Source organism: Nereida sp. MMG025, assembly GCF_021654165.1.
GTDB lineage: Bacteria > Pseudomonadota > Alphaproteobacteria > Rhodobacterales > Rhodobacteraceae > Nereida.
Window position 1 is genome coordinate 388,073 of sequence record NZ_JAKFZN010000001.1, and the last position, 20,967, is coordinate 409,039.

Here is a 20,967-nt window from a genome sequence, read left to right on the forward strand (position 1 = left end):
TCATGGCAACAGAAATCCTCATGCCCGCCCTCTCGCCCACTATGGAAGAAGGCACGCTGGCCAAATGGCTGGTCAAGGAAGGCGACACCGTCAACTCGGGCGACATCATGGCCGAGATCGAAACCGACAAAGCCACGATGGAATTTGAAGCCGTCGACGAAGGGGTGATCGGCAAAATTCTGGTCGAAGAAGGCACCGAAGGCGTCAAGGTCAACAGCCCCATCGCCGTGCTTTTGGAAGAGGGTGAAGATGCAGACGCCGTGGCCGATGCCGCCCCCGCGCCTGCCGCTGCTGCGCCGACCAATGTCGAAGCGCCCGCCGCCACACCGGCTGCTGCGGCACCGCTTGCGCCCGTGCCGGACCAGACCCCCGACTGGCCCGAAGGCACCGAGCTGAAATCCACGACAGTCCGCGAAGCCCTGCGCGATGCAATGTCCGAAGAAATGCGCCGCGACGACCGTGTCTATCTGATGGGTGAAGAGGTTGCCGAATACCAAGGCGCCTATAAAATCTCCCAAGGTATGCTGGACGAATTCGGCGACAAACGTGTGATCGACACGCCCATCACCGAACACGGCTTTGCGGGGATTGCCACAGGCTCGGCCATGGCTGGTCTGCGCCCGATTGTGGAATTCATGACGTTTAACTTCGCCATGCAAGCCATTGATCACCTTATCAATTCCGCGGCCAAGACCCTTTATATGTCGGGCGGTCAAATGGGCTGTCCGATGGTATTCCGCGGGGCCAATGGCGCCGCTGCCCGCGTTGGCGCGCAACACTCGCAGTGTTATGCGGCGTGGTATATGCAGGTGCCCGGTCTCAAGGTTGTCATGCCCTATTCGGCCTCTGACGCCAAAGGCCTGATGAAAACCGCGATCCGCGATCCCAACCCTGTGATCTTCCTGGAAAACGAAATCCTTTATGGTCAGTCTTTCGATGTGCCTGTGATGGATGATTTCACCGTCCCCTTCGGCAAGGCCCGGATCTGGCGCGAAGGCACGGATCTGACGATCGTCAGCTTTGGCATCGGCATGAAATACGCACTCGAAGCCGCCGAAAAACTGGCCGAAGAGGGCATCAGCGCCGAGGTCATCGACCTGCGCACCCTGCGCCCGATGGACATGGACACAGTTCTGGCGTCGGTTATGAAAACCAACCGCTGCGTGACCGTCGAAGAAGGCTGGCCCCAAGGCAGCGTCGGCAGCTACATCGGCAGCCGCATCATGCAAGAAGCGTTCGATTACCTCGACGCCCCCGTGATCAGCTGCACAGGCAAGGACGTGCCAATGCCCTACGCGGCCAACCTTGAAAAACTTGCGCTGGTCACGACCGAAGAAGTGGTCGACGCCTGCAAACAAGTCACCTACCGCTAAGGAGCACGGACAATGCCTACAGAAATTCTCATGCCCGCGCTCTCGCCCACAATGGAAGAGGGCACGCTGGCCAAATGGCTGGTCAAGGAAGGCGACACCGTCAACTCGGGCGATCTTCTGGCCGAGATTGAAACCGACAAAGCCACGATGGAATTTGAAGCCGTCGACGAAGGGGTTGTTGGCAAAATCCTCGTTCCCGAAGGCTCCGAAGGCGTCAAGGTCAACAGCCCCATCGCGGTCTTGCTCGAAGACGGTGAAAGCGCCGATGACATCGGTGCAGCACCTGCCAAAACCCAAGACGCGGCACCCGCCGCAGATGAGGCCCCCGCGCCCGCCGCTGCGGCCGCGGCCGCGACCCCTGCCCCCGCTGCGCCAAAATCCAGCGATGGCAGCCGGCTTTTTGCGACACCTCTGGCCCGCCGCATCGCCGCAGACAAAGGCCTTGATCTGTCAGCGATCAAAGGGTCAGGCCCGCATGGGCGCATCATCAAGGCAGACGTCGAAAATGCAACGGCCCAACCCGCCGCTGCCGCTTCGGCCCCCGCCGCAGATGCCCCAAAAGCCGCAGCCCCTGCCGCAGGTGCCGCCATGGCGCAAGGCCCGACCACAGATCAGGTCATCGCGATGTATCAGGGCCGCGACTTCGAAGAGGTCAAACTGGACGGCATGCGCAAAACCATCGCAGCCCGCCTGACCGAAGCCAAACAATCCGTGCCGCACTTCTATCTGCGCCGCGACATTGAACTCGACGCGCTTCTGGCGTTCCGCGGCCAGTTGAACAAAAATCTCGAAGGGCGCGGCGTGAAACTGTCGGTCAACGACTTCATCATCAAGGCCTGCGCATTGGCCCTGCAACAAGTGCCAGAAGCCAACGCCGTCTGGGCAGGCGACCGCACCTTGCAGATGACATCATCAGATGTTGCCGTGGCTGTGGCCATCGAAGGTGGCCTCTTTACACCTGTGTTGCAGGATGCGGATCAAAAATCGCTTTCCGCTTTGTCCACGCAGATGAAGGATCTGGCCGCCCGCGCACGCGACCGCAAACTTGCCCCCAATGAATACCAAGGCGGCAGCTTTGCAATCTCAAACCTCGGTATGTTCGGCATCGACAACTTCGACGCGATCATCAACCCACCCCACGCCGCAATCCTGGCCGTGGGCGCTGGTGCGAAAAAACCCGTCGTGGGCGCGGATGGAGAGCTGAAGGTAGCAACAGTCATGTCCACAACACTTTCGGTGGATCACCGCGTGATTGACGGCGCAATGGGTGCCAACCTGCTGAACGCGATCAAGGACAACCTTGAAAATCCGATGGGCATGTTGGCCTAAGCCCAGGTCCAATCCAAAGACCCTCAAAAAGGCGTTGCGCTTCCCGCGCGGCGCCTTGTCCATTTGTCACAACCCAACATCGCCCATCCACGGCGGCAAGGGACGCTGAAAAAAAGAAAAAGCCGCGCCCAATCGCGCGGCTTTCCTTTTTCAAAAGGCTAGGACCTCATTTGCCCATCGACTTGCCAAGCAGCTGGTCCATACTGATCGACGGTTGCGAACAGCCCGCTTCGCCGACAATCTTGGCAGGAACGCCCGCCACAGTTTTCATCGGCGGAATATCTTCCAACACCACAGACCCCGCAGCAATGCGGCTGCAATGGCCGACGTGGATATTGCCAAGCACATGCGCACCCGCGCCGATCAGCACACCATCGCCGATCTTGGGGTGACGGTCGTCATGTTCCTTGCCCGTGCCGCCAAGCGTGACCGAATGCAGCATCGACACATTGTCCCCCACCACGGCCGTTTCGCCGACCACAATCGAATGGGCGTGATCAATCATGATGCCTTTGCCAATCTGCGCGCCAGGATGGATATCCACCCCAAACATCTCGGAATTGCGCATCTGGATGAAATAGGCCAAATCCTTGCGCCCTTCACACCACAACCAATGGCTGACGCGGTAGGCCTGCACCGCCTGAAACCCTTTGAAATAAAGCAGCGGTTGCATCAGACGCGAACAGGCGGGATCACGATCATAGATTGCCGCAAGATCTGCACGCGCTGCGTGCCCCAAGCCCGTGTCCGCGGCCAAAACGCCGTCAATAATCTCGGCCAGCAGTTGTTCCGACATCTCGCCAGACGCCAGTTTCAGCGCCAAACGATAGGACAACGCCCGTTCAAGCGTGTCGTGGTGTAGGATCGACGAATGGACCAACCCGCCCAAAAGCGGCTCGTCCACAATCGCCTGACGCGCTTCCAGCTGGACCTGCGCCCAGATCGGATCCACTTCGCTTACCTTGGTGCTTTGTTCAAACATTTGGCACCTCCTTACCCGCAGCCATATACGCCCGCGGCCCCGCACGCCAAGTCAAAACTTGTGGCGCAGGGGGTCACAATTTCGAATGATTGCCACTTTAGGCAGGCAGATCAATGGTTTGGAACGGGCCATAGCCGAACTGATCCGAGATTTGCGCAACCGCCACCTGCCCTGCTTTGGCAGGTTTTGGCACGGTGATCCAGGGCTGTGTGGCGCTGTATTCAGCCACGATTTGCGCCCCATCCATCAGCCGCACCACATAGGCCTCGCGATCCTCTGACAGCGGCACATCAAGCCCTGCCCAACTGTCACCGTCCTTGCGCGTGCGCCTGATCCAGCGGATGGCCCAGTCGCTGCCTGCATCCTCGGCCCGCAGATGGCAAGGCGCATAGGGGCGCAGGCCCACGCCCGTGGTCGTGAAACTTTGTGCGCGGTAGGCTGCATCCGAAAACGGGCGGCCATCTGGACCGATCAGATAGTTCACCGCAACATCGCGCAGATTGGGGGCCAGATCAAATTGCTGCACCGCCCCATCAAGGATCACCAGCGGCGTGCCAGCGTCCCACACATCGGGCATGATCGCATCTGTGCCCGCCTGCCCGCGCACCAGACCGCTGAGCCGATATCTGCGCGGGCCAATCAACTCGGCCGTTTCAAACTGGATGATTTCCCACCCTCCTGCATCAGCACGCCCAAGCGCAAGCGTGTTGCCGCCTGCCAAAAGCTGCGCCCGCTCGATCGAGGCCAGTACACCATTGCGCAGGCTGATCTCCATCGTTGCCACTCGATCGATCAACGCGCATTGGCCTTTGGGCAAATCAACCTCCAAGGCGCCAATCCGCGCGGGGGTTTCTGCCACGGTGCGCAGGGTGAAATCATCTTGCGTGACAGATGAATAGACCGCCGCCCCCCCTGACCACGGCCGCGCATAGGCCGCCAGATAGGGGTTGGTCGGCACCTCATCCCCGCGCAACAGCGGCAGATCCATCAAGATGCCCGTAAACGGCACAGGCGGCACAAAGGGCGCAAGGCTGACGCTAGGTTCCAGCAGGTCCGCGCCTTCATAGACGCCTGCTTCTACGCGGGTGGCCTCAACCTCGAGCCGGTCGGATGTTTCAATCGTATCAACGCGGTAGTCACCCGTTGCGCCATCCACATCAAGCGTGAGCGTATCGCCCGCCCGCACACCCGCCATCGACGGGGGCAGCGCGGCGCGCACCGTGTCGCGGGCCACCTGCGCTTCGGCCAGCCAGCGTTCTGCAATCAGCTGCGCCTCGCCATCGGTCAGCGCCAGACTGACTTCGCTGCCTGCAACGGCGGTGTTGTCCTGATTTGGCAAAGCCGCCTCAAGACTGCGCACCGCGTAATCGCCATCGGCTTCCACATAGGTCAGACGCACGCGGCTTGCCATCTCGGCTTGCGGCGCACGGGTGCTGGCCACGCCACGCGACAGCCCGTCACTGACCGCAAAATCCCCCCGCGCCACCTGCCCGGTGCTGATGCCGTCGCGCATCCGAAACCGCAACACGCCGTCCTGATCCAACGCATCCACGCCATAAGCCGTCAGCAAGGGTTGCAGGGCCGCGCGTGCGGTCTCTGCCCCGTCATCCAGATAGCCGCGCACATAGCCATAAAGGGACGTGGTATCCACATCCTGCACACCCGCATTTGCGGCAATCTGCTTGATCACAGAGGCCAGCGCCCGCGCAGAGCTGCGCCCGTTGATCCAATGACCGCGGTCATAGTTCACACCATCGGTCCAAAGGTCGCGATTGGCGGGAAAATGCGGATAGGGCCGCGCGTCCCACGCCCAGACATAGGCATGCGCCATATCCAGCATCCGCCCATCATACAGATCGGACATGGGGTTGTTGTCCGGCGCACTCCAATAGCTCAGATGCGCGCGCAGATATTGCATCTGCATCAATTCATCCCGCCCCCCGTTGGAAAAATGCGGCAAGGCGTTTTCAGATGATTTGGCATCCAGAAACTTGTTGGGCTGGTTGGCCCCCTTGTCGACGGCCGCGCAGCCGATTTCGGTAAACCAGATGGGTTTTGACATCGGCACCCAAGCCGTAGGCCGTTCTGATCGCACGCCCCCAATGCGGTCGTGGTGCAGGTTTTCCCAAAACCCGCGCACATCTTTGAAACGGTAGACCCAAGGCTCGCCGTAAGCGCCATCGGTGATCGGCGTGCGGATTTGCGCGGCCCGCGCCTCGGGCGAATGGTAAAACCAGTCATAGCCTTCGCCGCCTTCGATATTGGCCTGAAGGTAGTCGGGGTTGTAGATGCTGCCCCAATGGGCATCGGCGTGATCGGTCCCGTCGCGCCAATCCGCGGACGGGAAATAATTGTCGATGGCCACGAAATCCACGTTGTCATCGGCCCAGAACGGATCAAGGTGAAACAGACGGTCGTTTGAGCCGTCTTGCGGCTGATACCCCCAGTATTCCGACCAGTCGGCGGCATAGCTGATCTTGGTATCGGGCCCCAGAAGGGCACGCACGTCGCGGGCCAGTGCGATAAACTGATCTACGGCAGGAAAGCCCTGATCATCGCGCAGCCATGTCAGGCCGCGCATTTCGGTGCCCACGCAAAACGCATCCACCCCGCCTGCCATCTGGCACAGCTTGGCGTAGTGCAGGATAAAGCGGCGGTAGCTCCATTCATCGGGGCCGGAATAGACGATCTCGCCATCCGCCTCGCCAAAGTCCGACACCTGTGCCTGCCCGAAAAACGCATCCACTTCGGCGCGGGTCTGCGCCGTTCCGATGGGGCTGCCATCCTGGCCAAGCGCCTTGCTGGCCGTGATCCGTCCGCGCCACGGCAAGGCAGGCTGGCTTTGCGCGTCCGAATAGGGATCAGCCAATGTGTTGCCCGCCATCTGGGTCATCAGCACGAATGGGTAAAACAGCACCTCCTGTCCGCTATCGCGCAAATAGGTGATCGCCTCGCGCACGGCAAAATCCGCAGGCGTGCCACCGTAAACCGCGCGTCCCTGCGTATCCACGGGGACCGCCTTTGCATCGCCGCGCACGTGATCGCCAATGCGCCAGCGCAGCCGGTCCAGTATCTCGAAATTGCCACCACCCGTCAGGCGAAAGCCAACGGGGTCCTGTGCATCGGCCCCATTGGGTTCGACCAGAGGCTCAACCCGGCACGACCCGCAGCGCAGATCATCGCCAAACCAGCTGACGATCAGCGATGTCGCCTTGCAGCCTGGCACCTCTGCCCCGAGCGTATCAATCGATGTAGGCAGATCAGCCTTGCCCGAAGGCGAATTGACGTTCACGGCCACCGTCCCTTCGGGCTTGTCGACATAAGCCGCCTGGGTCGCCAGCGCATATTCGCCCGTCCCCGGCATCAAGGCGATGGCCTGCACGGCATCGGCCACATCGGGCAGATCGGCGTCTTGGTTGCCCCCCGACAGCACCTCGAACGAAAAACTGGGCACGCGGTTGCCAAAAGGCGCCAGCGCCAGATCCTCGAACACCACATAGGCCGTGCCGCGGTAAGCTGGCACCTCGCCTGCCCCTTCAATCGCTTCCATCTTGGGATCGGGCATCTGGTCAGGGGTGCCTGTGTAAACACGCATGGTCAGCTCATCGCGGGCAATCTCGACCCCGTCGGCCCAAATGCGCCCCACCCCCGAAATCGGACCTTCACACAGCGCAATCGCAAGGTTCACCGAATAGCTAAAGCTGGTCACCTTGGGCTTGGGGCTGCCCTTGCCGCCACCGCTGGTGGTTTTGGTTTCTTCAAAATGCGACGACCAGATCACCTGCCCGCCCGTGCGCATGCGCCCGTAGACGCGGGCGATGGCCGTGCCTTCTGAGGCACCTGTCAGGCGAAACCGGTCCACACGGCCCGTTTCAACCGCTTGGCTGCCGCCCATCAGACGCGTGTCGATCGAACGCCCGATGCTGGCGCCCACAAAGCGCCCCACAAGGGCAGATGACAGGCCCAGAACCGTGCCGCCCACGGCATTGCCAAGCGCCATGCCTGCGGCTGAAAGAACAAGTGTCGCCATGGGTCAATCTCCTTGTGTTGGGAAGGCGAAACGCGCGACCACGCGCTTGCGCCACGGGGCCGTCAGCGCGTTTTCAACAACGCCGTGGCCCGAATAAGCGTGGATAAAACTGGGCGCACCGTCGCGTGTGGCGGTGATCCCAAGATGCTTGGCAATGCCGCCGTCGCGCATGCGAAACAACAGCACCTGCCCCTCTGCCTGGCTGTGCGCAGGCGCCAGAATACGGGCGGCAGCGGTCCACAGATGTTCGGATCCGCGTGCTTCGTTCCAGTCCTCGCTATAGGCAGGCAGGTCCACAGGCGCATCGCCCAGAACCTCTTGCCAGACGCCGCGCACCAGCCCCAGACAATCCGCGCCAGCGCCTTTCAGCGCGGCCTGATGCTGATAGGGCGTGCCAATCCAGCTGCGTGCAGCCGCCACGATGATATCTGCGCGGCTCATCGGCGGCTGCCCCCGCTTTTGGCGCTGGTGATGGCAGGATAGCTCATCAACCAGTCATCGCCGGGAATATCTGGAAAACCCTGAAAGTTCAGGAAGTTGGCAAACTTCAGCTTGCAGGTCGCCTGCCGTTTGTCACAGCCCGCACGCGCATAGATGCGGTCGCCTACAGCCACAGGCGCGCGCAGGTCCTGCCACAGCTCTAGCAGGCGTCCGTCGCCTTCGACGCGGTCGCGTTTGATCTGGCCTTGCAGCCCCGTGGCCGCGCCCGTGCGCACCTCGAACGCACCGCGTTCGAACCAGTCAGGCGCAAAGCTGTCGTCGAATGTCACCACGCACACACTGTCAGAGCGCACTTGGGTCACGGTCCCCAGACCGCCATATCCCAGTTGGCCCAGATCAAATCCACAGGTCGCATCGCCCAGAACCGCGCTGCATGTGCGCTGAAAGACGCGCCCGCGCGGTTGGTTCAAAGGCTCTGTCAGACCGCGCAATTCGGCCGTAAAGGCCCCTGCCGCACGCTCGATCTGGCCAAGGGTGCCTTTGAACACGGTTTTGCGTTGCGTCACGTCTTGCCAGTTCACCAGCCACGCCGTGACCTCGGCGCCGTCAAAACGGCCTGCCTGGATGTCATCCTCGCGCAGGGCATCCGACATCAACGCGCCCACAGCTTCGGTATTGTCCACGGCCAATCCTGTGGTTTGCTGCACCGCGCGCGCCGTCAGGCCGCTGTCGGCGCGAAAGATCATGCCGTCGAATTCCAGATCACAGTCGTGATCGGTAAACCCATAGGCCTGCCCATCGGCGCGGCGCAGATGCCACGCGCGGCACACGCTTGTGCTGGCGCTTTCCAGATGGGCGATCAGAGTGTTCGCGCCGCTCATACCCGCACCTCGACCACTGGCACGTCAGGCACTTCGCCCGCCTGAAATGTGGCAACCGAGGTCTGAATGCGGTCCACGTCAAAGCGCACTGGCACGTCAAATTCAAAGCCTGCGGTGATTTGCACGTCCACTTCGGGCGGCACCGCGAAGGTCAGTTTGCCGGTGCCTGCGTCGACGGTGAAATCAACGTCGAGCACCTGCGGTTCGCGGTCCAGCGCCACAATCACTGTGCCAGCCACGGGTTTGGTGACAGGCCGTTCATAAGAAAATGCGCCCGATATATATTGCTTTTGCAGCTGAAAGACGGTTTGCATCCCGTCGCCTTTGGCAATGACCTGATCTTCGGGCGTGATCGTGCGGCTGGCGCGGGCCGAGCGCCAATCCGACCAATCCTTCCAGCGAAACCCGTGCAACGGGCCGCGCCGCGCTTCAAAAAACGCCACAAGCGTTTCCACATCATCCAGACTGCGCAGCCCGATCCCTGCATCATAGCGCCTGCGCGAATGGGCCCAGGGGGTGTTGCGCTCCTCATGGCCGTTGGCCAGCGTGACAATATCGGTGCGCCGCTCTGGTCCGCCCATGGACCCAAAGCTGAGCGCGGTTGGAAATCTGACGTCGTGAAACCCCATGTCGTGGCCCTCCGAATTGGTTTATTGATTGCGCTGACCGCGTGCCAAGGCACGGGTCATCTGCGCGGAAATCTGCGATTGGCTGCGGGCAAAGCCCTGCACATCCGGTGTTGTGATGTTCATCACCACCGTCACGGGCCGCGCAGCCCCGCCCTGCGCCTTGACGCCAAGCGATCCGTCGGGGCCGCGGGTCAGCGGCATGATCGCCTCTGGCCCCGCCTCGCCCATCAGCCCCGTGCCGCCGCGCATCGGGAAGGTCGTGGGCGCGGCCACAACACCGCCTTTGGCAAACGGCTGCACGCGCCCTTGCGAAAAGGCACCGCCCTTTGCAAAGGGCATCGCATCGCCCAGAATACCGCCCAAAGCGCCCTCAAAAAGCTGTCCAAAATGACCTGTCACAGGTTTGATTGCCGCCGAATAGGCCGCTTTCATCAAGGTCTGGCCCACCTGCTGCATGGCGTCAGAGACGCGCATGCCATCAAAGACCACACCGTCAAACGCACGGCGCAGCCCGCGGTCCATGCCCTTGGCCAGCACGCCGCTGGTCTGGCTGGTTTGCAAAAACGATCGTTGCACCTTGCCCAATTCGCCCGAAAAGGCGGCGGCCATTTGCGTGGCCTGTTGCAACGATGTGCCAAGGCTGGCGATCTCGTCGTCCAGCGCGTCAAAGTCGTCGGCGTCACTCATCTTGGTGTCCTTTTTGATCATCTGCGCCGTCGGGAAAGGCTGCCATCAGATCGGCAAAGCCCTGAAAGCGCAGAGGGGTTTGAGGTGGCTCCAGCCCAAGCGAGAGGCTGAATTCATAAGGTGTCATGGCCCAGAAGGTGGCCGGCGGCAGACCTGCCTGCCCCAGACCCACGCGCATCAATGCGCCCCAGTCCAGACCGTCAGCTGGCATCAACCGGTCCAAAGGCGCGGGCCAGAAGCTGTGCGGCCAGCCGCGCGGCATCCAGTGGTCCTGCGCCGATATGGGCGGCCATCAGATCATCGGTGCCGCCGTGCCAGCCGCCCCCGCCACGCAGACCTGCATGCAGCAAATGCAGGATATCGGTGGCGGCAAAACGCTGGCTTTCGAACCGTTCGACAAGCGCCATCAGACTGTCCTCGCCAAGCGCGTGTTCCAGCTCGGCCAATGCGCCAAGGGTCAGGCGTGCGGTAAATGGCACGCCGTTGATGGGCACTTCGACCTCGCCGCGATGGGGGTTGACCATCGGCTCAGACCGCCGTGAAGCTCAGCGCACCGGCTGAGGCCATCGAGATCTCGTAGGTCGCCTCGCCGTCAAAGCTGCCGCTGTATTCCAGCGCCGAGATTTGGAACGCCCCTTCGACAATCCCGAAATCGGGGATCACCACCTGAAAATCGGGCGTGGCCCCGTCAAAGAATGTGGCGCGTGCGCGTTCATCCGTGGCCGCATCGCGGAACACACCTGACCCCGAGATTGCCGCCGAGCGGACACCCGCACCGCCAAGCAATTCGCGCCAGCCGCCTTGCGAGGCGATGTTGGTCACATCAACCGTTTCGGCGTTGAAACTGATGCGCGTGGCCCGCAGGCCTGCGACCGTTTCAAACAGGCCATCGCCTGTCATATCCATCTTGATCAAAAGATCTTTGCCGTTTTGAACTGTCATATCGAAACTCCGTCAGTGATTGGGTTTAGAGGGTTGGGGTTGGCGTTTCAGTGTCCGCCTGGGCCACAAATTGCAGGTCAATCCTGCGGCCTGCGCCGTTGTCGATGCGCCGCGCGGTGGCCTGCGCAAAACGCAGATCGAGCAATGTGCCAGAGGGTAAAACGCCGTGCGGGGCAGCCTGCAAAAGATCGCTCACACGGCCTGCGATGGTCTTGGCCTGATGAAAGCCACTGGTTTTGCAGATGACCGAAATCACCAGCTGGTGACGGCTTTGCGCCCCTGCGCTGTCGCGGGTGCTGCGGGTCTTGTCCATGCCGATCAGCACAAAGGTTTCATCTGTGCTGGCAGGTGGCGGCACGTCGTAAACTGGCACGCCGTTCAGCGCAGTCGCACCATCACCCGTGGTCAAACGCATATAGATATGGGCCTGAAGATCAGCCGCGATTGCATAGCTCATACCGCGATCTCCTTTTCGGTAAAGCAGATCAGAAAGCGGCCCATCGGATCATGTTCGGCCACGGCGGTGATCGTGAAATGCCCCGTTTCATCGACAAAGCGCTGGCCTGGCATGGGCCTGCTAGAGGTGCCTACGGGCGAGGCGCGCACGATAAAGCGGTGGGCCATCTTGGACACAGCGCCGCCGTCACCGGTGCTGACGCGGCCCGAGCCGTGTTTGATCGCACACCACAGCATGCCCATTTCCGTCCAGCCCGTATTGTAGCCGCCTGCCCCGTCAGGGGTTGCGGTGGGCTGTTGCAGCCAGACCGCGCGGTTCAGACGCGGCGCGCTCATGTTGCACCCCCAAGCCGCATCTGGCGGTGGCGTTGCAAAAGGGCCGTCACACCAAAGGGCATGCATGATTGGTCCAGCCCCGTCTGGTCGCGGTGTTCGTAGTAATGCGTGGCCAAAAGCAACACCGCCTGCGCCAGATCAGACGGCACATCCGCCCAATCCTCGGCCAGACCGATGACCATGCGGATCACCGCGCGGTCGCCTTGGGACAAAAGCGCAGCCCTGCCTTGCAGCACAGGGCGGTGGGGGTCCTGGTGCAGATGGAACGTGTCGGTGACATCCACATCAGGGCCATCAAACTGGGCAAGCAACACCTGTTCAATCGCCGTGACGGGGGCCACGGGCAGCACGAATTGCGCAGGCAGGTCATCGCGGGTCCATTCGACCGTCTGGCGCATCAGGATTTTGCCGATCCGCGCTTCGATCAAGGCCATGGCCGCGCGTAAAAACCCCACAAGAACAGGGTCTTGGACCGTATTGTCACTAAAGCCCGTGCCAAGGCGCAAATGCGCTTTGAGGGCGGCCACCGGCAAGGCGCTATCGGGCACAGAGATAAGGGTCTGAAGGGTCATGGGAGGGTCCTATGAATGGGGTGGATCAAAAGGCAGGCAGGGCGCGCGATTGCAACGCTCGGTCATCGGGGGGGAGCAGCTAGACGCCGCAGACGCGCCCTGCCCTGAGAGCGACCCCGCATGGTGGCGCGGGGCCGGTCTGTCTGATGCGCGGTTTAGAGGGCCGCGAACTTCAGCAGCTTGATCGCTGCAAAATCCGTGACGTCCCCGCCCACGCGTTTGGTGGCGTAAAACAGGACATTCGGCTTGGCGCTGAAGGGATCGCGCAATACCCGCAGATCGGGGCGTTCGGCCACGGTGTAGCCTGCGTTGAAATCCCCAAAGGCGATGGCATAGCTGTCGATGGCCACATCTGGCATGTCCTCGGCAATGAGCACAGGATAGCCAAGCAGCAAGGCAGGTTCGCCCGCGGCCAGACCATCAGACCACAAGAAACGGCCTTCGCTGTCTTTGACCTTGCGGATTTCGCCTGCGGTTTTGGAATTCATCACAAAGGTCGCATTGGCGCGGTATTCGGCGCCCAGGGTGTAGACCAGCTCAACCAGCTTATCAGGATCGCCCAGACCGCCTGCTTCTTCGGTGATGATGTGACCGATGTTGCCCCATGCGTAGCTGTCGTTTTCAACCGTTGGGTGGCTCAGGAACCCCATGGGCTTGTCGACACCGTCACCGCTGACGAAGGCGGCCGCTTCGGCGCGGGCGAATTTGTCGGCGATCTTGCCTGCAAGCCATCCTTCGATGTCAAAGGCGCTGTCGTCCAGCAGGCGCTGGCTGGCTTTTGGCAGGGCCGAAAGCTCGTACAGCGGGATGGACACACGTTCAATCGCGGGGGTGCCTGTTTCGGTCAGGGCGGCCGTTTCGCTGGCCCATCCCGACCCCATGTCGCCGTGGTCGACCAGCACGTCATAGGATGTGGCGTCGACATTGACGACCGATGCGATGGACCGGATTGACGCCGTTGAGGAGAGCGCGGATTTGATCGTGGCCGATGTGACCGGATCGACCAGATAGCCCCCGTCGCCTGCCACCGAAGTGTTCAGCGATTTGCCTTCAATATCCAACCCGCGCAGGCCATCGTCGTCGCCCGAACGGATGTAGGCGTCAAAGGCCTTTTGGTGTGGCGCGTCTTGACGGGCCCCTTCAAGCATCGGGCGGGCGGCAGTCATTTTCGTGGAAAGCATGGTCATCTTTGTGTCCTGTGTGTTGAGTTGCGCGGTGATGTCCGCCTTGAAGTGCTTGAGATCGCTGACAAATCCTGTCAGCGCCTCGTCGAAGGTCTGGCTGGTGGTCGTTTGAGGGGCAGAAGGCACACGCTCTCTGGCCCGTGACGTGGTCTCGGGGGTTTGCATGGATAAAATCCTGTTTACTGGTGGTGAGTGGCGCCTTCAGGTCGCCAGTTGGGTGCGCGCGTCTTGTAACGCGCGGGTGAAGGCACAGGGCGCATCAAGGGCATGGCCCTTGGCCGCGACCCGCGCCTGGGGAAGCATCGGGAAGGTCACAAGTGACACCTCCCAAAGCTCCAGTTCAGACAACAGCCTGCGGCCCTTGTCGTCCTTGCCCGCCTTGATGGTGCGGTATCCGATGGACAGCCCGTCCATTGCGCCTGCCTCAAGCAGCGCCGCGGCTTCTTTGGCGCGCGCCACATCCATCAGCAGGCGGCCTTTGACAAACAGACCACGGGCGTCCTCGCGCACCTCGTCCCAGACGCCGATGGGTTGGGCGGGGTCGTGTTGCCACAACATGCGCACGGTGCCGCCCTTTTGGGCCAGCCGCGCAAGGCTGCGGGTATAGGCGCCCGCCGCGACGATATCGCCGCCCTGATCGGGCAGTCCGAAAAGCGAGGCATAGCCCGCAACGCTGACGCCTGCGCCACCGCGCGCTTGCAGGTTGAGAGCCGTGGCGCAGTCTTTGCGTTCGAGGGGCCGTTGAAGTGGGGTCATGGGTGCAGTCTCCTTCATGGGGTGACGGACAGAACAGATTGAAAGGCTTGGGCAAGGATCACGCCAACAACACCGAACACGATCAGCCACAGACGGCGTTCGAGCCGTTCCAGCAGGTCTTCGAGACGATCAAGCCGCGTGGCCAAAGCATCGAATTGCAACTGGCTGACCCGTTCGTGCAGCGTGATGCGTTGGGCGGGCAGACAGTCGATCAGGGATAGATCGGGATCGCTCATGCGGTGTCCTCCAGCGACAGGGCGGGCAGCCCCAGAAGGCTGCGCTTTTCGGCATCCGACAAAAAGGCCGCATCGCCCACCCGTTTCCATTGCTGGTCGCGTTCAGCGGCCAGTGCGGGGATGCCATCAAGGTCGGGTTTGAGCGTGACCTGATCGTCGTGAAACTGCGCCAGAAACTTGGCCAATGCGGCCGTAACGCGCGTGGCAAGCGGCAAAACCGTCAGGCGGTAAAAGGCGCGGTTGGCTTCGGCGTAATTGGCATAGGTCGCATCGCCCGGGATCCCGAGCAGCATCGGCGGGACGCCAAAGGCGGTGGCAATTTCGCGGGCGGCGGCGTCCTTGGTTTTCTGGAACTCCATGTCGGAGGGCGAAAAGCCCATCGGTTTCCAGTCCAGCCCGCCTTCCAGCAGCATCGGCCGTCCTGCGTTGCGCGCGCCTTGGTGGTGGGTTTCCATCTCGTGGACCAGTCGGTCATATTGATCGGTGGTCATCGTGCCTGCGCCGTCAGGGGTTTGATACACAATCGCACCAGAGGGGCGTGCCGCGTTGTCCAGAAGGCCCTTGGACCACCGCGAGGCGGCGTTATGCACATCCAGCGCCGTGGCGGCTGCCTGCATGGGGGACAGACCATAGTGGTCATCCAGCGGGTGGAAATTCTTGATATGGCAGATGGGGCTGACATCACCCACGTTGAAACGGTGGGTTTTGCTGCCAACCACATAGTCATAGGCCACGGGCCAGCCATCGGCGCCCGGAACAACGACCACACGATCAGAGCGCAGCACATGCAGCGCCAGCGCATCGTGTGCGTCCATCGCGGCCTCAAGATAGCCGTTGCCCGACAAAAGGATCTGGCCGTAAAGCGCCTCAAGAAGTTCGGCGCGGCCCTGCCCTGCGTTAGGGCGGGCCAAAGCGTCCAGCACGGGGTGCGCATCGTAGCGGCGGCTGGCGTCTTGGAGCACCAGCGGCAAGGCGGCTGCGGCTTCTGCGATCAGTTTGACGGCGCGAAAGCCCACGGGGTTGCCTGTAAACCCAGAGCGTGTGAGCGAGCCTGTGTCGCGTGCAGACCACGCGATGCCACCGCCTGACACGCCCACAGGGCGATAGGCGCGGGCTTTGTGGTCGAGCCCCTGTTGCGCGGGGGGCGTGGCGGTTTTTCCGCGAAGGAAATTCATCATCGGGACGGCTCCTGATCAGGGGTTAAAGGCTACGAATGGTGGGGTTTCGGAGGGCGGCAGCGGGATCAAGCATGGTCTCGCTGAGCGCCCAGACAAGCGCATCGACACGGTCGGGCGATCCGCGCCCTTCAAAGCCGCGGGCGGTCATTTTGCACATCTGGTCTTCCAGCGCGCTGAGGCCGCGCTGGTGGCGCACGCGGCCCTGTTCATAAAGCATCGCCACGGGTTCGGCGCGGGCGGCCTTGCCACGTGTGGCGCGCACGGGTTTGTACGGGGCCAGCGGATCGATCTGGCGGATCATCTGTTCGACCATATCGCCGCCCTGATTTACCTCGGCCACGATGCAATCGGCGCTGTGATCATCGCACGCGGCAATGGCACGGCTGGCCCATGCCAAGGGCGACGCGGCGGTGACCGAACAATCGGCCAGCACATAGGCGCACCAGTCCTGCGGCGGGCCTTGGGTGACGACGCCCACAACGACGATGCCACATTCATCCGATCCTGCATGCCCTGTGACGGGCGGATCAACGGCCACCACAACGCGGTCCAGCGGCGGGATGGATTTGGCCGCGCATCTTTCAAGCTGGTCGGTCGTCCAAAGCGCGCCGTCTGCGTCCGACAAAAGCACGCCATCCAGTTCTTGGCGGCCCAGACGGGTGCCTGCATAGCGCGTGCGCACTTCTTCCAGAAAGCTGCCGGCCAGATAAGCGGCGTTGGCCTCGGTCGGGGCGTGGGTTGTGACCGTTGATGGCGCATCCAGCACGTCTTTGAGCACACCAACATTGCGCGGCGTGGTGGTGACGCATTGCTGCGGGTTGTCGCCCAAACGCAGGGCAAATTGCAGCATATCCCACGTATCGCGGGCCTTTTTCCATTTGGCCAATTCATCGACCCAAGCGCAGTCAAATTGCGGACCGCGTAGGGATTCAGGCTCGGTTGCCGAAAAACACTGTGCCTGGGCCCCATTGGGCCAAACCAGCTTGCGCTTGGAGGCCTGCCATTCGGGGCGGCGATCGGGGGGCGAACAGGCCAGAATGCCGCTGTCGCCAAAGACCATGACATCGCGGACCTGATCATAGGTTTCCCCGATCAGTGCGACGCGTTTGGCGCGCCCTTCGTCAAGCGGCAGATTGCCTTCGACTTGCGCACGGACCCATTCCGCACCGGCACGGGTTTTGCCCGCACCGCGCCCGCCCATGATGACCCATGTGCGCCAGGTGTCCCCCGCAGCCGTTGCCGCGGGGGGGAGTTGATGATCATGCGCCCAGACCTCGAACAGGAAGGGCAAGGCGCGTAATTCATCGGCGCTCAGATCATTCAGAAAGGCGCTTTGCGTGGCAGCAGGTGCGCAGCTTAGCCAGGCGACAGCCGAGCGCAGTTCGGGCTGCATCGAAGTCGATGTCATGCTCGGAATGCTTGCCTTGTTGCTTAAGCTCTTTGTCATAAAGCCGCGCCCTTTCCGCGATTGTTGCGTCCTTGGCCCGAAGCAGGCTGGTGATCGCATTTTGAATTTTCGGGGCGTCGTCAAAGACGCCGTTGTTGATGTCATCCAGCAGGTCGGTGATCCGTTTTTCGTAAAAGCGCACTTGTGCAAGCGTGCTTTGCAGATCCGTTTCCAGCGCAGTCGTTTTGGAGGCTTCGTCGAAGCCTTTGTGTGTCATGTTGCTCATTTGTAATCTTGCCTATGGTTGGGTTTTTCATTGCCCCGCCAAAGACCGACAGAGTGTGGGGGGTGATCTGGTGTGGATCAGCGCCTTGGCTCTGCTAGCGTGATATGGAAATTACACGTTATGGTTGTGCCAGGCAATAAAAGCGCAGGGCAGACGCAACACCCCACCGCGCGGTGGGGATTAACAAACCTTTAATATCTTGGAAAATCAGAGGCTTGAGGGGGCTGCGTTTTGGAAAACGCAGCACTGCGCGATTTCGAAATCGCGCCCCCCTCTCGCAAATGTGGCGTTAGTTTTCTTGCGTTTCCGCCGCGCGTTCCGCCTCGATCTGACGCCAGACCGCAACATTGCGGTTGTGCTCTTCCAGCGTCACGGCAAAGGCGTGCCCGCCCGTGCCATCGGCCACAAAGAAGATGTAGGGCGTTTCATCGGGGTTCAGTGCGGCTTCAATCGACAGGCGCCCCGGATTGGCGATGGGCGTGGGCGGCAGCGCGTCGATAACATATGTGTTCCACGGCGTTGCGGCACGCAATTCACTGCGGCGCAGACCGCGCCCAAGGGTGCCCTGCCCTTTGGTGATGCCATAGATCACAGTGGGGTCCGTTTGCAATTTCATGCCGCGGTTCAGACGGTTGATAAACACGCTGGCCACCTGCCTGCGTTCTTCGGCGACACCTGTCTCTTTTTCAACGATCGAGGCAAGGATCAACGCCTCTTCAGGGCTTTCAAGCGGCAGGCCTTCGGCGCGGTTGGCCCAGGCTTCGGCCAGAATGGTGTCCTGACGTGCGGCCATACGGGCCAGCACATCCGCGCGGTTCTGGCCTTCGCTGATTTCATAGGTATCGGGGGCAAGGCTGCCTTCTGGCGGAATGGCGGTGATTTCGCCTTCCAGCAAATCCAGATCGTTCAGCGCCTCGACAATCGTCCAGCTGGTCACGCCTTCGGCCAACGCGATCAGGAATTGCGTATCCTGTTGGTCTTTGACTTGGGTATAGGCATCGGGTGTGTCTTCGGTCGCGGGGTTAAACCGTGCCAGATCGACCATATCGCCACTGGCCGGGTCCAATTCACTGACCTGCACAAGCGAGCGTGTCACGCCGATCCGGTAGACAACGCGCGTGCCGCAGGTGTTGCGCCCGCCGCGTGTGACGATATCTACGATCTCTTCCATGCTGGCGCCTTGCTCAATCAGAAAGCTGCCTGCCTTAAGCTGACCTGTTTTATCCGAATAATCAGCGCCCATCCGAAAGATAGAGGCGCTGGAAATCGCGCCCTGATCGGCAAGGTTCTGACTGACGCGGCGCATGGTGCTGCCTGATTGCACTTGCAGGCAAATCGCGCGGTCCAGCGGGCCTTGGGCGCTGTAGGTGTTGGCCCCCCACAGGATAACCCCTCCCACAAGGAACAGCACGACAATCGCCAGTGTCAGGACATTCGAGACCACGTGCCGCCACATATCCGCTTACACCTTACCCATAATCAAGCTGGCATTCGTGCCGCCAAAGCCGAAGGAATTGGACAGGACGATGTTGATGTCGCGTTCGCGCTTTTCAGGGCCGATCAGATCAATCGTGTGCGCACAATCGACATTTTCAAGGTTCAATGTCGGCGGGGCCACCTGATCGCGGATCGCCAGGATGCAGAAGATTGCCTCAACCGCGCCAGCCGCGCCCAACAGATGCCCGATGGCCGATTTGGTAGAGGACATGGAACAGCTTGCGGCACTGTCGCCAAGCACGCGTTCAACCGCGCCAAGCTCAATCGTGTCCGCCATGGTCGATGTGCCGTGGGCGTTGACGTAGTCAATCGCGCTTGACTCTATGCCCGCGCGCTTGACGGCGGCGCGCATGGCGCGTTCCGCCCCTTCGTGATCGGGGGGTGGGGCCGTGATGTGATGGGCGTCACCTGACAGGCCGTAGCCCAGTATTTCGGCATAGATTTTCGCGCCGCGGGCTTTGGCGTGTTCATATTCTTCCAGCACCACAACGCCCGCGCCCTCGCCCATGACAAACCCGTCGCGGTCTGCGTCCCAAGGGCGGCTGGCGGTGGTCGGATCATCGGCACGTTTGGTCGACAGCGCCTTGCAGGCGTTGAACCCGGCGATCCCGATCTCGGAAATCGGGCTTTCAGCGCCGCCCGCGATCATGACATCGGCGTCATCCAGCGCAATCAGACGGGCCGCATCGCCAATCGCATGCGCCCCTGTGGAACAGGCGGTGACCACCGCGTGGTTGGGGCCCTTGAGCCCGTATTTGATGCTGACCTGACCGCTGACCAGATTGATCAGCGCGCCCGGAATAAAGAAAGGCGACACGCGGCGCGGTCCTTTTTCGTTGATCAACACAGCCGTATCGGCAATGGAATTCAACCCGCCGATACCCGAACCGATCATGACGCCGGTGCGCCATTGTTGTTCTTCGGTTTCAGGCGTGTAGCCTGCATCGGCAATCGCCTGATCGGCGGCGGCCATGCCATACAGGATAAAATCATCGACTTTGCGCTGCTCTTTGGGCGCAAGGTAGGTATCGGGGTTGAACGTATCATCGCTGCCATCGCCGTATGGCACTTCGCACGCGTAATTGGTGCCAAGGTGGTTGGCATCGAATTTGGTGATTGTGCCCGCGCCTGATTTGCCAGCCAGCAGACGCGACCACGTCGCATCCACCCCGTCTGCCAGCGGCGAGACCATTCCAAGACCTGTGACAACGACACGACGCATGTGGACTACTCCCAAATTACTACTGTCCATAGTGGCTGCTTCTTACCGCGCCACAATACTCAGGGGCAAGAGGCGGTTGCGCTTATAAGCGCTGCCCTGCCCGTCTAAATTGAAAAAAGGCGCTTAAAAATGCAAAACGGCGCCCCAAGGGACGCCGCTTTGACGTATCAAACAGAAATTAGGCTGCTTCGCTGATGAACTTCACCGCGTCGCCAAATGTCTGGATTGTTTCGGCCGCATCGTCAGGGATTTCGATGCCGAACTCTTCTTCAAACGCCATGACCAGCTCAACTGTGTCGAGGCTGTCTGCGCCCAGATCGTCGATGAAGGACGCGTTTTCCGCAACCTTGTCTTCTTCCACACCAAGGTGCTCAACTACAATTTTCTTCACTCGATCAGCAACGTCGCTCATGGCAATCCTCGTTCTTTTATTGAAGCCTAGGGCCTCAGGGTTTTGCCCCAAAGGGCGGGTCGCAGGCGCCCACGATTCCGTGAGACCTTCAAATTCTGCGCCGCCTTTATCATAGATTTCAGACAACGCAAACGCTTTCGCGGCCCTTGCG

The 20,967-nt window shown here is 61.2% G+C and carries 23 protein-coding genes; 2 read left to right on the plus strand and 21 right to left on the minus strand.

What is annotated here, in order from left to right:
- The first annotated feature begins 2 nt into the window (after window positions 1–2).
- Together L1065_RS01820 and L1065_RS01825 are read left to right on the plus strand one after the other, a co-directional pair.
- Window positions 3–1,373, plus strand: a complete 1,371-nt coding sequence (locus L1065_RS01820; RefSeq protein WP_237093735.1) for a pyruvate dehydrogenase complex E1 component subunit beta — start codon at window positions 3–5, stop codon at window positions 1,371–1,373.
- 12 nt (window positions 1,374–1,385) lie between these two features.
- A complete protein-coding gene (locus L1065_RS01825; protein ID WP_237093736.1) occupies window positions 1,386–2,702 on the plus strand; it encodes a pyruvate dehydrogenase complex dihydrolipoamide acetyltransferase in 1,317 nt (438 codons plus the stop codon).
- A 166-nt stretch (window positions 2,703–2,868) separates the two neighbouring features.
- Here L1065_RS01825 and cysE read toward each other — a convergent pair whose 3' ends face one another.
- The 21 genes from cysE to L1065_RS01930 all read right to left on the minus strand — a co-directional run bounded on the left by cysE (window position 2,869) and on the right by L1065_RS01930 (window position 20,816).
- Window positions 2,869–3,684, minus strand: a complete 816-nt coding sequence (gene cysE / locus L1065_RS01830; RefSeq protein ID WP_237093737.1) for a serine O-acetyltransferase — start codon at window positions 3,682–3,684, stop codon at window positions 2,869–2,871.
- A 97-nt stretch (window positions 3,685–3,781) separates the two neighbouring features.
- Window positions 3,782–7,714: a glycoside hydrolase/phage tail family protein gene (locus L1065_RS01835; protein WP_237093738.1), complete on the minus strand. Its 3,933-nt coding sequence runs from the start codon at window positions 7,712–7,714 to the stop codon at window positions 3,782–3,784.
- Window positions 7,715–7,717: 3 nt separating this feature from the next.
- Entirely contained in the window at window positions 7,718–8,155 is a 438-nt protein-coding gene (locus tag L1065_RS01840; protein WP_237093739.1) for an NlpC/P60 family protein, read from the minus strand.
- Entirely contained in the window at window positions 8,152–9,036 is an 885-nt protein-coding gene (locus tag L1065_RS01845) for a DUF2163 domain-containing protein (protein ID WP_237093740.1), read from the minus strand. The genes L1065_RS01840 and L1065_RS01845 overlap by 4 nt, the downstream gene beginning before the upstream one ends.
- Entirely contained in the window at window positions 9,033–9,665 is a 633-nt protein-coding gene (locus L1065_RS01850) for a DUF2460 domain-containing protein (protein ID WP_237093741.1), read from the minus strand. The genes L1065_RS01845 and L1065_RS01850 overlap by 4 nt, the downstream gene beginning before the upstream one ends.
- A 21-nt stretch (window positions 9,666–9,686) precedes the next feature.
- Entirely contained in the window at window positions 9,687–10,352 is a 666-nt protein-coding gene (locus L1065_RS01855) for a phage tail tape measure protein (RefSeq protein WP_237093742.1), read from the minus strand.
- Complete coding sequence (locus L1065_RS01860; protein ID WP_237093743.1) at window positions 10,345–10,563, minus strand: phage tail assembly chaperone; 219 nt, start codon at window positions 10,561–10,563, stop codon at window positions 10,345–10,347. Before L1065_RS01860 ends, L1065_RS01855 begins: the two co-directional genes overlap by 8 nt.
- Window positions 10,553–10,876: a gene transfer agent family protein gene (locus L1065_RS01865; RefSeq protein WP_237093744.1), complete on the minus strand. Its 324-nt coding sequence runs from the start codon at window positions 10,874–10,876 to the stop codon at window positions 10,553–10,555. Before L1065_RS01865 ends, L1065_RS01860 begins: the two co-directional genes overlap by 11 nt.
- 4 nt (window positions 10,877–10,880) lie before the next feature.
- The gene (locus L1065_RS01870; protein ID WP_237093745.1) at window positions 10,881–11,294 is read right to left on the minus strand and encodes a phage major tail protein, TP901-1 family; all 414 of its coding nucleotides are present in this window, start codon (window positions 11,292–11,294) and stop codon (window positions 10,881–10,883) included.
- Window positions 11,295–11,319: 25 nt separating this feature from the next.
- Entirely contained in the window at window positions 11,320–11,751 is a 432-nt protein-coding gene (locus L1065_RS01875; protein WP_237093746.1) for a DUF3168 domain-containing protein, read from the minus strand.
- Window positions 11,748–12,086: a head-tail adaptor protein gene (locus L1065_RS01880; protein WP_237093747.1), complete on the minus strand. Its 339-nt coding sequence runs from the start codon at window positions 12,084–12,086 to the stop codon at window positions 11,748–11,750. The genes L1065_RS01875 and L1065_RS01880 overlap by 4 nt, the downstream gene beginning before the upstream one ends.
- Window positions 12,083–12,658 (minus strand): head-tail connector protein, encoded by a 576-nt coding sequence (locus L1065_RS01885; protein ID WP_237093748.1) that lies wholly within the window; start codon window positions 12,656–12,658, stop codon window positions 12,083–12,085. The genes L1065_RS01880 and L1065_RS01885 overlap by 4 nt, the downstream gene beginning before the upstream one ends.
- Before the next feature lie 155 nt (window positions 12,659–12,813).
- Complete coding sequence (locus L1065_RS01890; protein ID WP_237093749.1) at window positions 12,814–14,007, minus strand: phage major capsid protein; 1,194 nt, start codon at window positions 14,005–14,007, stop codon at window positions 12,814–12,816.
- Window positions 14,008–14,043: 36 nt separating this feature from the next.
- Complete coding sequence (locus L1065_RS01895) at window positions 14,044–14,598, minus strand: HK97 family phage prohead protease (RefSeq protein ID WP_237093750.1); 555 nt, start codon at window positions 14,596–14,598, stop codon at window positions 14,044–14,046.
- 14 nt (window positions 14,599–14,612) lie between these two features.
- Window positions 14,613–14,834: a hypothetical protein gene (locus L1065_RS01900; RefSeq protein ID WP_237093751.1), complete on the minus strand. Its 222-nt coding sequence runs from the start codon at window positions 14,832–14,834 to the stop codon at window positions 14,613–14,615.
- Complete coding sequence (locus L1065_RS01905; RefSeq protein WP_237093752.1) at window positions 14,831–16,012, minus strand: phage portal protein; 1,182 nt, start codon at window positions 16,010–16,012, stop codon at window positions 14,831–14,833. Before L1065_RS01905 ends, L1065_RS01900 begins: the two co-directional genes overlap by 4 nt.
- A gap of 22 nt (window positions 16,013–16,034) precedes the next feature.
- Complete coding sequence (locus L1065_RS01910) at window positions 16,035–17,420, minus strand: DNA-packaging protein (protein ID WP_237093753.1); 1,386 nt, start codon at window positions 17,418–17,420, stop codon at window positions 16,035–16,037.
- Window positions 17,329–17,685, minus strand: coding sequence for a hypothetical protein (locus L1065_RS01915; protein ID WP_237093754.1), 357 nt, complete (start codon window positions 17,683–17,685; stop codon window positions 17,329–17,331). The genes L1065_RS01910 and L1065_RS01915 overlap by 92 nt, the downstream gene beginning before the upstream one ends.
- Before the next feature lie 289 nt (window positions 17,686–17,974).
- A complete protein-coding gene (gene mltG, locus L1065_RS01920) occupies window positions 17,975–19,141 on the minus strand; it encodes an endolytic transglycosylase MltG (protein ID WP_237093755.1) in 1,167 nt (388 codons plus the stop codon).
- Between the two features lie 6 nt (window positions 19,142–19,147).
- A complete protein-coding gene (gene fabF / locus L1065_RS01925; protein WP_237093756.1) occupies window positions 19,148–20,404 on the minus strand; it encodes a beta-ketoacyl-ACP synthase II in 1,257 nt (418 codons plus the stop codon).
- Window positions 20,405–20,582: 178 nt separating this feature from the next.
- Window positions 20,583–20,816, minus strand: coding sequence for an acyl carrier protein (locus L1065_RS01930; protein ID WP_237093757.1), 234 nt, complete (start codon window positions 20,814–20,816; stop codon window positions 20,583–20,585).
- Window positions 20,817–20,967 lie beyond the last annotated feature (151 nt).

What these genes read in the sequence shown, in the direction of transcription:
- L1065_RS01820 (WP_237093735.1), top strand. Translation starts at nt 3, where the DNA reads ATGGCAACAGAAATCCTCATGCCCGCCCTCTCGCCCACTATGGAAGAA.
- L1065_RS01825 (WP_237093736.1), top strand. Translation starts at nt 1,386, where the DNA reads ATGCCTACAGAAATTCTCATGCCCGCGCTCTCGCCCACAATGGAAGAG.
- cysE (WP_237093737.1), bottom strand. Translation starts at nt 3,684, where the DNA reads ATGTTTGAACAAAGCACCAAGGTAAGCGAAGTGGATCCGATCTGGGCG.
- L1065_RS01835 (WP_237093738.1), bottom strand. Translation starts at nt 7,714, where the DNA reads ATGGCGACACTTGTTCTTTCAGCCGCAGGCATGGCGCTTGGCAATGCC.
- L1065_RS01840 (WP_237093739.1), bottom strand. Translation starts at nt 8,155, where the DNA reads ATGAGCCGCGCAGATATCATCGTGGCGGCTGCACGCAGCTGGATTGGC.
- L1065_RS01845 (WP_237093740.1), bottom strand. Translation starts at nt 9,036, where the DNA reads ATGAGCGGCGCGAACACTCTGATCGCCCATCTGGAAAGCGCCAGCACA.
- L1065_RS01850 (WP_237093741.1), bottom strand. Translation starts at nt 9,665, where the DNA reads ATGGGGTTTCACGACGTCAGATTTCCAACCGCGCTCAGCTTTGGGTCC.
- L1065_RS01855 (WP_237093742.1), bottom strand. Translation starts at nt 10,352, where the DNA reads ATGAGTGACGCCGACGACTTTGACGCGCTGGACGACGAGATCGCCAGC.
- L1065_RS01860 (WP_237093743.1), bottom strand. Translation starts at nt 10,563, where the DNA reads ATGCCAGCTGACGGTCTGGACTGGGGCGCATTGATGCGCGTGGGTCTG.
- L1065_RS01865 (WP_237093744.1), bottom strand. Translation starts at nt 10,876, where the DNA reads ATGGTCAACCCCCATCGCGGCGAGGTCGAAGTGCCCATCAACGGCGTG.
- L1065_RS01870 (WP_237093745.1), bottom strand. Translation starts at nt 11,294, where the DNA reads ATGACAGTTCAAAACGGCAAAGATCTTTTGATCAAGATGGATATGACA.
- L1065_RS01875 (WP_237093746.1), bottom strand. Translation starts at nt 11,751, where the DNA reads ATGAGCTATGCAATCGCGGCTGATCTTCAGGCCCATATCTATATGCGT.
- L1065_RS01880 (WP_237093747.1), bottom strand. Translation starts at nt 12,086, where the DNA reads ATGAGCGCGCCGCGTCTGAACCGCGCGGTCTGGCTGCAACAGCCCACC.
- L1065_RS01885 (WP_237093748.1), bottom strand. Translation starts at nt 12,658, where the DNA reads ATGACCCTTCAGACCCTTATCTCTGTGCCCGATAGCGCCTTGCCGGTG.
- L1065_RS01890 (WP_237093749.1), bottom strand. Translation starts at nt 14,007, where the DNA reads ATGCAAACCCCCGAGACCACGTCACGGGCCAGAGAGCGTGTGCCTTCT.
- L1065_RS01895 (WP_237093750.1), bottom strand. Translation starts at nt 14,598, where the DNA reads ATGACCCCACTTCAACGGCCCCTCGAACGCAAAGACTGCGCCACGGCT.
- L1065_RS01900 (WP_237093751.1), bottom strand. Translation starts at nt 14,834, where the DNA reads ATGAGCGATCCCGATCTATCCCTGATCGACTGTCTGCCCGCCCAACGC.
- L1065_RS01905 (WP_237093752.1), bottom strand. Translation starts at nt 16,012, where the DNA reads ATGATGAATTTCCTTCGCGGAAAAACCGCCACGCCCCCCGCGCAACAG.
- L1065_RS01910 (WP_237093753.1), bottom strand. Translation starts at nt 17,420, where the DNA reads ATGACATCGACTTCGATGCAGCCCGAACTGCGCTCGGCTGTCGCCTGG.
- L1065_RS01915 (WP_237093754.1), bottom strand. Translation starts at nt 17,685, where the DNA reads ATGAGCAACATGACACACAAAGGCTTCGACGAAGCCTCCAAAACGACT.
- mltG (WP_237093755.1), bottom strand. Translation starts at nt 19,141, where the DNA reads ATGTGGCGGCACGTGGTCTCGAATGTCCTGACACTGGCGATTGTCGTG.
- fabF (WP_237093756.1), bottom strand. Translation starts at nt 20,404, where the DNA reads ATGCGTCGTGTCGTTGTCACAGGTCTTGGAATGGTCTCGCCGCTGGCA.
- L1065_RS01930 (WP_237093757.1), bottom strand. Translation starts at nt 20,816, where the DNA reads ATGAGCGACGTTGCTGATCGAGTGAAGAAAATTGTAGTTGAGCACCTT.